This is a genomic window from Streptomyces paludis (assembly GCF_003344965.1).
Taxonomy (GTDB): Bacteria; Actinomycetota; Actinomycetes; order Streptomycetales; family Streptomycetaceae; genus Streptomyces; species Streptomyces paludis.
In genome coordinates, this window is sequence record NZ_CP031194.1 from 3,010,733 (window position 1) to 3,022,322 (window position 11,590).

Genomic DNA, 11,590 nt, shown 5'->3' on the forward strand with positions numbered 1-11,590 from the left:
AAGTAAGTTAATTCTCGGGAGAGCAGCATGGGCAGCACCCAGCACCCGCGACGGGGCGACACCCGCCAGCGCATCCAGGACGTCGCGCTGGAACTCTTCGCCGAGCAGGGGTACGAGAAGACCTCGCTACGGGAGATCGCGGAGCGGCTGGATGTGACAAAAGCGGCGCTCTACTACCACTTCAAGTCCAAGGAAGACATCATCGTCAGCATCTTCGCGGATCTGACGGCGCCGATCGACGAACTGATCGCCTGGGGCCGGAGCCGGCCGCACTCCCTGGAGACCAAGCACGAGATCCTGCGCCGCTACAGCCGGATGCTGGCGAACGCGGCACCGCTCTTCCGCTTCTTCCAGGAGAACCAGGCGAGCCTGCGCGATCTGCGCATCGGGGCGCCGTTCAAGGACCGGATGCTGGATCTGCGCGATCTGCTCCAGGAGCCCGGCGCGTCGATGAGCGACCAGGTCCGCTGCCTGAGCGCGCTCTTCACCGTGCACACCGGGATGCTCGCGCTCAAGGACGTGGCAGGAGACCCCGAGGAGAAGCGCGAGGCTGTCCTTGAGGTCTCCTTCGAGCTGATGAACCGGGCTCACGGTGTGACCGGCTGAGACGGTACGCGACCGCTCAGCCACGTTCGGCCGGTCAGACCTTCACACCGACGGAGCGCAGGAAGTTCACCGGATTGACCGCCGAGCCGTAGTTCGGGGTCGTACGGATCTCGAAGTGCAGGTGCGGGCCGCTGGAGTTGCCGGTGTTGCCGGACAGCGCGATCTGCTGGCCCGTCTTCACGGCCTGGCCGATCTTCACCTGGATCTTCGAGAGGTGCGCGTACTGCGAGTAGGTGCCGTTGGCGTGCTTGATCACGATCGCGTTGCCGTACGCGGGACCGTCACCGCCGCCGTTGGGGCCGGCCTTCACGACGGTGCCGTTGTGGGCGGCGTGGACGGCCGTGCCGACCGGCACCGCGAAGTCCTGGCCGGAGTGCTTCTGCGACCACATGTTGCCGCCGAGACCGAAGCTGGCGCTCAGCGTGTACTTCTTGACCGGACCGGTCCAGGTGACGGCCTTCGCGGCCGCTTCCTTGGCCGGGGCGTGCGCGGCGGCCCGGTGCGATACGGAGGCGGAGGCGGCGGCCGTCTCGCCACCACTGGTCGCGGCGACCGCGGCACCGGCCCCGACCACCGCGGACACCCCGAGTCCGGCAGCCAGGACACCGGCACGGGTACGAAGGGCGGACGGGCGGACGAGACGGGACAGCGTGCGCTGCGACATACGCGAGAACCTCCGGGCGTAAAGGGACCCGGCACTCGAAGCGCCGGGCTTGCCTCACCTTGGTAACCCGGACCCCACCGCATCCCAAAACACCCCATCTACGACATCGCGTCGTAGCGAACGCCCCTGCCCTCCGCCCCTTGACGCTTCAAACACCCGGGCCGTAAACCTCCCGGCATATGCCAATCCGTACCCTTCCACGGCTTCCTGAAGGGGTACGGAACGACGGCGCCGTCCAGCGGGGACAGCGAGAACCCGCCCGCCGCCGAAGGTCCCCCGCCCCGCCCGCCCCTCGGCCCGGCCGGCGACGGGCGCGGCTACTACCCCGCGTAGGGGGGCCGAAAACGCCTGTGCGCCTTGTCACGGCCACCGGGCCGGAAGGCCGTCCGTTTCGGGACGTAGGTCCTTGCCGGAAACGGCGGGTACGGAGGGGCCCGGAACCCTAGACGAGTAAGTCCGAAGTAGCGTCGTCCGCCCCTTGGGGCGGGCGGGGAAGTGTCAGGTGCGTGCAGCCGCAAGGCGGAGGAGGGAGGCGACGCGGAGCGTCGTCGACCGACGACAACGCCGCGGATGTGCGTGCGTGGCGCTTCCCCGCAGACGGGACTTCGGACTTACTCGTCTAGGCTCGACGGGATCCCGAAACCAGCTCAGGGGGCGAACAGCCATGACCGGCGCCGACGACCGGACCGAGGACCACGAGTTCGACGGCATCGAACTCGCCGACGCCATCCAGTCCGTACGCGACCAGCTCCTGGACGCCGCCACCCGCGCCACGGGCCAGCCCATGGCCTTCGAGGTCGGTGACATCCAGATGGAATTCACGCTGGAACTCCGCAAGGAGATCAAAGGCGGCCTCAAGGTCAGGGCATGGGTGGTGGAGGCGGGCGCGGACGGCGCCCGTACCTCGGCCCACACCCACAAGGTCGCGTTCACGCTGAAGCCGCGGGACGCCCGTACCGGAGCGCCGTGGCAGGTCGGCAACGCGGACCGGGGCAGCACGGCCGGCTTCGGCGGCCCGGGGCGGTGACCCTGGCCCGGGTCGTCGCCGTCCTGGGCGCGAGCCAGGGCACGGGGGTACTGCTCACCCCGCGCCTGGTCCTCACCTGCGCGCACGTGCTGGGCGACGGCAGCGGCGACGGCAGCGGACCGTCCGTCGCCCATCCGCAGCGCACGGGAAGCGTCGCCGCCGCCGTCCAGTGGCGGGACGACGGTCTCGACATCGCGGCCCTGATCACCGGCGAGGACATCATCGGCCCGGAACTGGCCGCTCCGCTCGGCATGATCCGTGTCGGCACCCTCGCCACCGAGTCGCCCCTGCCGCACTGCGCGATCACCGGCTTCCCCGCCGTCCAGCGGTACGGGGACGACGGCGCGCTCGAACTCGACCAGTACCGCGCGACGGTCCTCCCGGCGGCGGGCACCCTGCGCTCCGCGCTGGTCTGTGAGCTGGACCACCCGGCGGCCGAGGACCGCCACGACGGCACCACACCGCTCGCCGGGCTCTCCGGCGCACCGGTCTTCGCGGGGAGCGTGCTGCTGGGCGTGGTCACCCAGGTCCCGCGCGGGCGCGGCCATCTGCGCGTCGAGGGCGTACCGATGGACCGGATCGTCAGCAGCCTCCCGGTGAAGCTGTTCCCGTTGAAACACGAGTCGCTCACCGGCCATCACCCGCGGGACCGGCGTTTCGAGGAGGAGTACGCGCGGGCCGTCCGGGCCCGCTACCGCAAGACCCGGATCTTCGGCATCGACGAACTGGGCGCGGGCGAGTCCACCTGGGACCTGGACACGGCGTATCTGAGCCTGGAGGCCGGCCGGCGGGACCGCTCCCCCGGCCGGCCCCGCCGGATCGAGGAACTGCTGACGGAGCGGCCCCGTACGCTCCTGCGCGGCGAGGCGGGCGCCGGCAAGACGACCCTGGTGTGGTGGCTCGCCGCCCACGCCGCCTGCGGCACCCTGGGCCCCGAGCTGGCCGGCCTCAACGGCCTGGTCCCGTTCGTCGTCCCCTTACGGACCCTGCACGCCCGTGGACTCGGCCCCCGAGCCCCACCGCGCTCCACTCCGTCGCCCAGATCCTGACGGACGACCCGCCGCCCGGCTGGGCGCGCCGTGTCCTGTCTGCGGGCCGGGCGCTCCTGCTGATCGACGGCGTGGACGAGATCCCGCCGGGCGAGCGCGAGGAGGCCCGGCGCTGGCTGGGCGAACTGCTGGACCTCTACCCGCACATCCACTGTCTCGCCACCGTCCGGCCGCTCGCCGTCGAGGACGACTGGCTCCGCTCGGAGGAGTTCGAGGAACTCCAGCTCCTGCCCATGCGGGACAAGGACATCGAGGCGTTCGTCACCGCCTGGCACCGGGCGGCCCGCCTCGAATGCGACCGATACGCGGACCAGCACCGCGCCGCCGCCGAACGCGCCGAACTGGACGGCCTGGAAGCGGAGCTGAAGGAGCGGTTACGGCAGAACACCGCACTGCGCACCCTCGCGCGGACCCCGCTGCTCTGCGCGGTCATCTGCGCCCTGCACCGCCGCCGGGGCGGCCTCCTGCCCGACACCCGCTGGGAGTTGTACCGCGCCACCCTCGCGATGCTCCTCGGAAACCGGGACGCCCAGCGCAGGATCGGCAGCCCCGAAGGCATCACCATGGGCTTCGAGGAGCACCAGGAGCTGTTGCAGTGTCTGGCGGTCTGGCTGGTCCGGGCGGGGCGGGCGCAGCTCTCCCGCGCGGACGCGGAACAGCAGATCGAGGTGGCGCTGCGACGGCTGCCCAAGGTCAGGGAACAGGGATCGGCGGCGACGGTTCTCCGGCATCTGCTCAACCGCAGCGGTCTGATCCAGGAACGCGCGGACGACGAGATCCAGTTCATCCACCGCACCTTCCAGGACTATCTGGCGGCCCGCGCGCTCATCGAGGGCGGCTCGCTGCTTGAGCTGCTCCAGAACGCCCCCAACGAGCAGTGGCGGGACACGGTCCTGCTGGCGGTGGGCCACTGCCGTCCGCACGAGGTACGGAGACTGGTCGAGGGCCTGCTCGCGGACGGGGCGGCCTCGTCCTACGGCGGCAGACGCGCGGACCTGTATGTCCTCGCGGCGCGCTGTCTGCTCAACACGGTCGTGGTGGACGAGACGGTGGGCGAACGGGTCGCCGACCGGATCCGTACGCTGCTGCCGCCCCGGGACAGCGGGCACACGGACGCGCTGGTCTCGCTCGAAGACTATGTGCTGCCGCTTCTCCCCGAACCGTCCGGCCTCGGCGTCAGGGACGCCGAGGAAGTGGCCGAACTCATCTGCATGGTGGGCGGATCCAGCGCCATTCCCTACGCCAAGCGGTTCTCCCTGCACGAGAGCGTGCACGTACGGTCCACCATCGCGGCAAGCTGGTTCCAGTTCCCGACGGAGCGGTACGCCCGTGAGGTACTCGCCGGGATGTCTCTGACGGGCCTGGCCATCAGCGTATCCACGCCGGACAGACTGCGGCTGCTCCCCGGCCTGCCATCCCCGTCGGCGGTCGATGTCTCCATCGACGCCTCCTCCTCGCAGCTGGGTGAGTATCTCCCCACCGCGGGATGCGAAGAGCTGAACGTCTACGGCAACGCGGTGCTCCGGGATGTGTCGTTCCTCCCGGGACTCACCGACGTGCGGAGTCTCAGTGTCACCAAGTGCCCCGCCCTGGAGGACCTGTCCGGGCTGGTGAACACGCCGCTCACCGCTCTGGAACTGGACGTGGGCACCCTCGGCGAGGAAGAACTCGACGCTGTCCACCGGATCCCGTACCTCCGGAGTCTGACGCTCACCTACGGCAGCTCGTCCCCCGGCCGGCTGCCCGCCGCCCACCCCGGGGTGAGCTACCTCCGACTGGACAGTCGGCAGCCGCTCGATCTCTCGTCCCTGGACGCGTGGTTCTCACTGCGGGAACTCGATGTGACCGTCGACTCGTGCGACTGGCTCACCCTCGGCTCCCCCGGTCCTGTCCGTGCGCCTCAGGTCGCCTCGCTCACGCTCCGGCTCTCGGCGGACCATGCCGGGCTGGCCCGCCTGGGCGAGGTGTTTCCGTTCCTGGCCACGCTCGTTGTCTTCACTCATGTACCGGGCCCGCTGCCGGACCTGACGCCTCTGCGCACACTCCCCGGGCTGCGGACCAGCGTCGCCCGTCGCGCCGACTGAGCCCCGCCCACGCCAAAGGGGCTGCCCCGGACCGTGGAACCGGTTCCGGGGCAGCCCCTTCGTACTGCTCAGCGTGGAGCGCGGACGCTCACGCCTCCTTCGTCAGGTTCGGGCCGCCGCCCGCTGCCTGCTCGATCGGGGGGACGTCCGGGAGGGGGGACTTCTCCTCGCCGCGGAAGGTGAATTCCTTGGCGTCGCCCTCACCCGTCGTGTCCACGACGACGATATGACCGGGGCGCAGCTCGCCGAAGAGGATCTTCTCGGAGAGGATGTCCTCGATCGACCGCTGGATCGTCCGCCGCAGCGGACGGGCGCCCAGGACCGGGTCGTAGCCCTTCTTGGCCAGCAGCGACTTCGCGGACGGGCTCAGCTCCAGGCCCATGTCGCGGTCGCGCAGTCGCTCGTCGACCTTGTCGACCATGAGGTCGACGATCTGGATGATGTCTTCCTCGGTGAGCTGGTGGAAGACGACCGTGTCGTCGACGCGGTTGAGGAACTCGGGGCGGAAGTGCTGCTTCAGCTCTTCGTTGACCTTGTTCTTCATCCGGTCGTAGTTCGTCTTGGTGTCGCCCTGGGCGGCGAAGCCCAGGTTGAACCCCTTGGAGATGTCCCGGGTCCCGAGGTTGGTCGTCATGATGATGACCGTGTTCTTGAAGTCCACGACCCGGCCCTGGGAGTCGGTCAGCCGACCGTCCTCCAGGATCTGGAGAAGGGAATTGAAGATATCGGGGTGGGCCTTCTCGACCTCGTCGAAGAGGACGACGGAGAACGGCTTGCGGCGGACCTTCTCCGTCAGCTGGCCGCCCTCTTCGTAGCCCACGTATCCGGGGGGAGAACCGAAGAGACGGGAAACCGTGTGCTTCTCGCTGAACTCCGACATGTCGAGAGCGATCAGCGCGTCCTCGTCACCGAAGAGGAATTCGGCGAGCGTCTTCGAAAGCTCGGTCTTACCGACACCGGACGGGCCGGCGAAGATGAACGAGCCACCGGGGCGCTTCGGGTCCTTCAGACCGGCTCGCGTACGGCGGATCGCCTGCGAGAGGGCCTTGATGGCGTCCTTCTGGCCGATGACGCGCTTGTGCAGCTCGTCCTCCATACGGAGCAGCCGGGAGGATTCCTCTTCCGTGAGCTTGAAGACCGGAATACCCGTGGCGGTCGCCAGAACCTCGGCGATCAGCTCCTCGTCCACCTCGGCGACGACATCCATGTCGCCGGCCTTCCACTCCTTCTCGCGCTTGGTCTTCGCGGCCAGCAGCTGCTTCTCCTTGTCGCGGAGAGAGGCCGCCTTCTCGAAGTCCTGGGAGTCGATGGCCGACTCCTTGTCGCGACGGACGCCCGCGATCTTCTCGTCGAACTCGCGGAGGTCCGGCGGCGCGGTCATCCGGCGGATACGCATCCGGGAACCGGCCTCGTCGATCAGGTCGATCGCCTTGTCCGGCAGGAAGCGGTCCGAGATGTAGCGGTCGGCGAGCGTCGCGGCGGCGACCAGGGCGGAGTCCGTGATGGACACGCGGTGGTGCGCCTCGTAACGGTCGCGCAGACCCTTGAGGATCTCGATCGTGTGCGGCAGCGACGGCTCCGCGACCTGGATCGGCTGGAAGCGGCGCTCAAGGGCCGCGTCCTTCTCCAGGTGCTTGCGGTACTCGTCGAGCGTCGTGGCACCGATGGTCTGCAGCTCACCGCGGGCCAGCATCGGCTTGAGGATGCTCGCGGCGTCGATCGCGCCCTCGGCGGCGCCGGCACCCACCAGGGTGTGCAGCTCGTCGATGAACAGGATGATGTCGCCGCGGGTGCGGATCTCCTTGAGGACCTTCTTCAGGCGCTCCTCGAAGTCACCGCGGTAGCGGGAGCCGGCGACCAGCGCGCCGAGGTCGAGGGTGTAGAGGTGCTTGTCCTTGAGGGTCTCGGGCACCTCGCCCTTGACGATGGCCTGCGCCAGTCCCTCGACGACCGCCGTCTTGCCGACGCCGGGCTCGCCGATGAGGACCGGGTTGTTCTTCGTACGGCGGGACAGCACCTGCATGACCCGCTCGATCTCCTTCTCGCGCCCGATGACCGGGTCGAGCTTGGATTCACGGGCGGCCTGGGTGAGGTTCCGGCCGAACTGGTCGAGGACCAGGGACGTGGAGGGCGTGCCCTCGGCAGGACCGCCCGCTGTGGCGGCCTCCTTGCCCTGGTAGCCGGAGAGCAGCTGGATGACCTGCTGCCGCACCCGGTTGAGATCGGCGCCCAGCTTCACGAGGACCTGGGCGGCGACGCCCTCGCCCTCGCGGATCAGGCCGAGCAGGATGTGCTCCGTGCCGATGTAGTTGTGGCCCAGCTGAAGGGCCTCGCGGAGCGACAGCTCCAGGACCTTCTTGGCACGGGGGGTGAAGGGGATGTGACCGGACGGGGCCTGCTGACCCTGCCCGATGATCTCCTCCACCTGCTGGCGGACCGCCTCGAGCGAAATCCCGAGGCTCTCCAGGGCCTTAGCGGCGACACCCTCACCCTCGTGGATAAGGCCCAGGAGGATGTGCTCGGTGCCGATGTAGTTGTGGTTGAGCATCCGGGCTTCTTCCTGAGCCAGGACGACAACCCGCCGCGCGCGGTCGGTGAACCTCTCGAACATCGTTAATCGCTCCTCAGAGCGGTCAGGCAGTAAAGGGGTCGGTCCCCTCCCTGTCCTTCCGCAGCTTAGTCCCGCAAGCGGGGACCGCTCATTCCAACTGCTGACACCTGTCCCAGGCTCTCAGCCCCGAACGCCGGACACCAGCTCCAACCCGATGGTCCGAGACGATGTTCCCGCAGGCCAGGCAGATACCCCCGCCATCAGTACGCCGATGGCGAACGCGAGCCGCCCGAAACCGCGTGTCGCCCCTCTCCCACTAGGTAATGTCTTACCCGCCGTCACTGACAGTCCATGCGGCGCACCCCTGTTCCCTCCGCTACGGGCGAACACCCTTGCGCTCCGGGACGCTCCCGCACGCCCCCGAATCCCGCACCCTGTGCGACGCGTACGCGACACAGCGTAACTCCGTGCCCTGTTCGGGAGTTGCTCCGGGTATGGCCCTTCCCGTCCCGCCCCCGCGCGCCGCTCCCGAAGGCGGTCCCGCGCGCCAGGATTCCACCGGGCGCGCTGGTGGCGCCGGGTGCGCCGGCCGGGATCTCGCGCGGTGGTACGAGGAGGGGCTCGGCTGGCCGACCGCGGCGGGGCCGCCGGTCGCGCTGCTCACCGGGGTGCGGTTCGACGCGCTGGAGCTGCCGGCCGACGCGGGCGCCGCGCTGCTGCGGCGGATCGGCCCGACGGGTCCCGTGGCGCTCCACGGGGACCGGATGCGGCTGCTGGTGGCCGTGGGCGGCGCGGACGAGCTGCCGGGGCTGCTCGACTGGCTGGAGTGGGGCGGTATCACCCTGGGGCTGACCGCGCTCGGCGCGGGCGGGCGCATGACCGCTCCCGTGCCCCCGCGCTGGGGGGCCGCCACCGCGCAGGGGGCCGCCGTGTGGCTGCGACCCCCCGTGCCCGGGCGCGAGAGGGAATCGGCGCTGCCGGCGTTCGTACCGTTCGGACAGCGCGGGGGCAGCGGTGGGGGTGCCCCCGATCTCGTACGCCTCGTGGGCGCGGCGGCGTTGGAGTGCCACCGGGCCCGGTTGCTGCGCAGAAATACGTTTCGTACGAATACTCAGCCGTTGGCCTTCTCGTAGGCTTCACGGATCTCGGCGGGAACACGGCCGCGGTCGTTGACGTTGTAGCCGTTCTCCTTCGCCCACTTGCGGATTTCCGCGGTGTCCTTGTTGCCACCGGCCGCTACCCGGCCCTTGCCGCGGGTGCCCGCACTCCGGCCACCGGTACGCCGGCCGCCCTTGGTGTACGGATCGAGGAGACCCCGGAGCTTGTCCGCATTCGCGGTAGTGAGGTCGATCTCGTAGGTCTTGCCGTCGAGCGCGAACGTGACGGTCTCGTCCGCCTCGCCGCCGTCGAGGTCATCGACAAGAAGGACCTGAACCTTCTGTGCCACCGGATTTCCTTTCATCGAAAATGCAGTACGCGGAAAGGAAACCGCTTTTCTCAGGAAAACACAAACCCCCGGTAGAGGTTCGGTCCTGCGGACGCGCGGGAAACGTGCGCGATTCGGACATAGGGCTCTCGGCGCTCTCGACCGTAGTCCGGCGATCACAGGTGCAGAAGCATCCGGCTGTTGCCCAAGGTGTTCGGCTTCACCCGTTCGAGACCGAGGAACTCGGCAACACCCTCGTCATAGGAACGGAGCAGCTCTCTGTAGACATCTCCGTCGACCGGTGTCTCACCGATCTCGGTGAAGCCGTGCTTCGTGAAGAACTCGACTTCGAAGGTCAGGCAGAATACGCGGCGCACTCCCAGCCAGCGGGCCGTCTCCAGCAGCTTGTCCAGAAGAAGATGTCCGGCGCCCGCCCCCCTGGCCGCGGGATCCACGGCGAGTGTGCGCACTTCCGCGAGGTCTTCCCACATCACGTGCAAGGCGCCGCAGCCGATGACAGTAGCGTCGTCGTCGCGTTCCGCTACCCAGAACTCCTGGATGTCCTCGTAAAGGGTCACCGGTGCTTTGTCGAGCAGGATGCCTTCACTCACGTAAGGGTCGACAAGGCGGCGGACCGCGGGTACATCCCTGGTCCTGGCCCGCCGGACGGTGAGGGCATTTGCCGCGGGATTGGGAGGCGGAAGGGCTGAGGACATGGCTGGACGCTATCGCCCCGTCCCGGTCGGATCGTCGGCGCCCTCGACCGGCTGTTCGGATGCCGCTTCGGCGGGGGCTTGCGCGGATGTCCCGCCGTCTTCGGAGTCATCGGCGTCGTCTTCCGGCCGGTCGGCGCGGACCATACGGACCGCGTCCACCAGTGAGGTGCGCTGCTCCGGTGACATCATGCCGAAGAAGGCGACGAGCGCGGCGGCCGGATTGTCACTCTTCGACCAGGCTTCGTTCATCAGCGCGGCCGCGTAGGCGGCGCGGGTGGAGACCGCCGTATATCGATAGGCGCGGCCGTCCACTTCCCGGCGCACCCAGCCCTTCTGATGGAGATTGTCCATTACGGTCATGACCGTGGTGTAGGCGATGGACCGTTCCTGTTGAAGGTCTTCCAGGACTTCCCGGACAGTGACCGGACGGTTCCATTGCCAGACACGCGTCATGACGGCGTCTTCCAGGTCTCCCAATTGGCGGGGCACAGCGCAACCATAGTGCGAGATGTCCGAATGGCCGGTTATTGACGTAACAAAAAGGACGTACGACTGAAGGCAGTCGTACGTCCAGGTCATACGCCCGGCCGTCAGACGCCGGGGGCGTCCGGGGCCGGGCCCTGCGCGCGGGCGGCTTCCGCGCGGGCGAACGCCGCGTCGACGGCGGCGTCCTCCTTGGCCTTGTTGGGACCGCCCTGGCTCTTGACGATCGTCACGACCAGGCCGGTGAAGAAGGCCGCCATCACCACGGGCGGCAAAAGAGCGGATACGTATTCCATGCCGCCCAGAGTAGCTATCCGGCGGCGAGACGCTCCGGCGGGGGCTTCGGGCGGCGGCGCGGCGGGAAGACCTCGGACGGCTTGGGCGCGGGCGGCCGGGGCGCGGCGGGATCGCGCGGGTCGCGCGGATCGCGGGGTTCGCGCGGCACGGCCGGGCGCTGGGGCTCCTTGGGGCGGCGCGGCTCGTCGGCGGCCCGGCCGCCGGGCAGGGCGAGCAGCCGGGTGCGCGGCGCGGGGGTCATGGCGAGGGGGCGGGCGGCGGCGGTCGCGCGGCCGGCGAGGCGGGCCCGTACCGACTCCTCGGCGAGCCGCAGACAGCGGTCCAGGAGGGCCCCGGCGGTCGGGTGGCCGCGCAGGGCGCGCAGCGCGGCCAGATCGTCGGCGACGGGGACGTAACCGGCGCCCAGGGCGTCCTGGAGCAGCTCCAGATAGCCCGCGAGGGACCCGGGGAGGGCCAGGCGGTATCTCGCGAGGTCGGCCAGGAGAAAGTCGCGCAGCCGTCCGGCCTCGCGCATCGCCTCGTCCACGGACTCGGCGAGCCGCAGGCACGCCCGTACGTCGTCGTTCGGGAGCGGGGCGGGATGGAGGGCAACGGCGAGGGCACGTCGGAGCACACGCAGCTCGTCGGTGCCGAACGCCATGCCGCCGCGGGATCCGTATGGCGTGGGCATGCGGCGACAGTACGCGC

At 69.5% G+C, this 11,590-nt stretch carries 12 protein-coding genes; 5 read left to right on the forward strand and 7 right to left on the reverse strand.

What is annotated here, in order from left to right:
• The first annotated feature begins 27 nt into the window (after window positions 1–27).
• Window positions 28–606: a TetR/AcrR family transcriptional regulator gene (locus DVK44_RS13170; RefSeq protein ID WP_114659851.1), complete on the forward strand. Its 579-nt coding sequence runs from the start codon at window positions 28–30 to the stop codon at window positions 604–606.
• Window positions 607–640: 34 nt separating this feature from the next.
• Here the strand turns inward: DVK44_RS13170 and DVK44_RS13175 are convergent, their stop codons facing one another.
• On the reverse strand, window positions 641–1,270 hold the full coding sequence (locus tag DVK44_RS13175) for a M23 family metallopeptidase (protein WP_114659852.1): 630 nt from the start codon (window positions 1,268–1,270) through the stop codon (window positions 641–643).
• A 664-nt stretch (window positions 1,271–1,934) separates the two neighbouring features.
• On the opposite strand from DVK44_RS13175, the gene DVK44_RS13185 reads away from it, so the two are divergent.
• From DVK44_RS13185 to DVK44_RS13195, 3 genes are read left to right on the forward strand one after another with little or no spacing between them, the layout of a single operon-like run.
• Complete coding sequence (locus tag DVK44_RS13185) at window positions 1,935–2,297, forward strand: trypco2 family protein (RefSeq protein ID WP_114659853.1); 363 nt, start codon at window positions 1,935–1,937, stop codon at window positions 2,295–2,297.
• A complete protein-coding gene (locus tag DVK44_RS13190) occupies window positions 2,294–3,346 on the forward strand; it encodes a trypsin-like peptidase domain-containing protein (RefSeq protein WP_162793812.1) in 1,053 nt (350 codons plus the stop codon). The genes DVK44_RS13185 and DVK44_RS13190 overlap by 4 nt, the downstream gene beginning before the upstream one ends.
• A 35-nt stretch (window positions 3,347–3,381) precedes the next feature.
• Complete coding sequence (locus DVK44_RS13195) at window positions 3,382–5,430, forward strand: NACHT domain-containing protein (protein WP_331461647.1); 2,049 nt, start codon at window positions 3,382–3,384, stop codon at window positions 5,428–5,430.
• An 88-nt stretch (window positions 5,431–5,518) separates the two neighbouring features.
• Here the strand turns inward: DVK44_RS13195 and DVK44_RS13200 are convergent, their stop codons facing one another.
• Entirely contained in the window at window positions 5,519–8,041 is a 2,523-nt protein-coding gene (locus DVK44_RS13200) for an ATP-dependent Clp protease ATP-binding subunit (protein WP_114659856.1), read from the reverse strand.
• Between the two features lie 434 nt (window positions 8,042–8,475).
• On the opposite strand from DVK44_RS13200, the gene DVK44_RS13210 reads away from it, so the two are divergent.
• On the forward strand, window positions 8,476–9,114 hold the full coding sequence (locus tag DVK44_RS13210; RefSeq protein WP_114659857.1) for an SCO3374 family protein: 639 nt from the start codon (window positions 8,476–8,478) through the stop codon (window positions 9,112–9,114).
• Here the strand turns inward: DVK44_RS13210 and DVK44_RS13215 are convergent.
• The 5 genes from DVK44_RS13215 to DVK44_RS13235 form a co-directional block, all read right to left on the reverse strand.
• The gene (locus DVK44_RS13215) at window positions 9,093–9,428 is read right to left on the reverse strand and encodes a histone-like nucleoid-structuring protein Lsr2 (RefSeq protein ID WP_114659858.1); all 336 of its coding nucleotides are present in this window, start codon (window positions 9,426–9,428) and stop codon (window positions 9,093–9,095) included. The two genes, DVK44_RS13210 and DVK44_RS13215, sit on opposite strands and share 22 nt — an antisense overlap.
• Before the next feature lie 155 nt (window positions 9,429–9,583).
• On the reverse strand, window positions 9,584–10,123 hold the full coding sequence (locus DVK44_RS13220; RefSeq protein ID WP_114659859.1) for an amino-acid N-acetyltransferase: 540 nt from the start codon (window positions 10,121–10,123) through the stop codon (window positions 9,584–9,586).
• 9 nt (window positions 10,124–10,132) lie between these two features.
• Entirely contained in the window at window positions 10,133–10,612 is a 480-nt protein-coding gene (locus tag DVK44_RS13225) for a BlaI/MecI/CopY family transcriptional regulator (protein ID WP_114659860.1), read from the reverse strand.
• A gap of 101 nt (window positions 10,613–10,713) precedes the next feature.
• Window positions 10,714–10,902: a hypothetical protein gene (locus DVK44_RS13230; protein WP_114659861.1), complete on the reverse strand. Its 189-nt coding sequence runs from the start codon at window positions 10,900–10,902 to the stop codon at window positions 10,714–10,716.
• Window positions 10,903–10,916: 14 nt separating this feature from the next.
• On the reverse strand, window positions 10,917–11,543 hold the full coding sequence (locus tag DVK44_RS13235) for a hypothetical protein (protein ID WP_114659862.1): 627 nt from the start codon (window positions 11,541–11,543) through the stop codon (window positions 10,917–10,919).
• Window positions 11,544–11,590 lie beyond the last annotated feature (47 nt).

Coding starts and splice junctions, on each gene's coding strand:
- DVK44_RS13170 (WP_114659851.1), top strand. CDS start 28: ATGGGCAGCACCCAGCACCCGCGACGGGGCGACACCCGCCAGCGCATC.
- DVK44_RS13175 (WP_114659852.1), bottom strand. CDS start 1,270: ATGTCGCAGCGCACGCTGTCCCGTCTCGTCCGCCCGTCCGCCCTTCGT.
- DVK44_RS13185 (WP_114659853.1), top strand. CDS start 1,935: ATGACCGGCGCCGACGACCGGACCGAGGACCACGAGTTCGACGGCATC.
- DVK44_RS13200 (WP_114659856.1), bottom strand. CDS start 8,041: ATGTTCGAGAGGTTCACCGACCGCGCGCGGCGGGTTGTCGTCCTGGCT.
- DVK44_RS13210 (WP_114659857.1), top strand. CDS start 8,476: ATGGCCCTTCCCGTCCCGCCCCCGCGCGCCGCTCCCGAAGGCGGTCCC.
- DVK44_RS13220 (WP_114659859.1), bottom strand. CDS start 10,123: ATGTCCTCAGCCCTTCCGCCTCCCAATCCCGCGGCAAATGCCCTCACC.
- DVK44_RS13230 (WP_114659861.1), bottom strand. CDS start 10,902: ATGGAATACGTATCCGCTCTTTTGCCGCCCGTGGTGATGGCGGCCTTC.
- DVK44_RS13235 (WP_114659862.1), bottom strand. CDS start 11,543: ATGGCGTTCGGCACCGACGAGCTGCGTGTGCTCCGACGTGCCCTCGCC.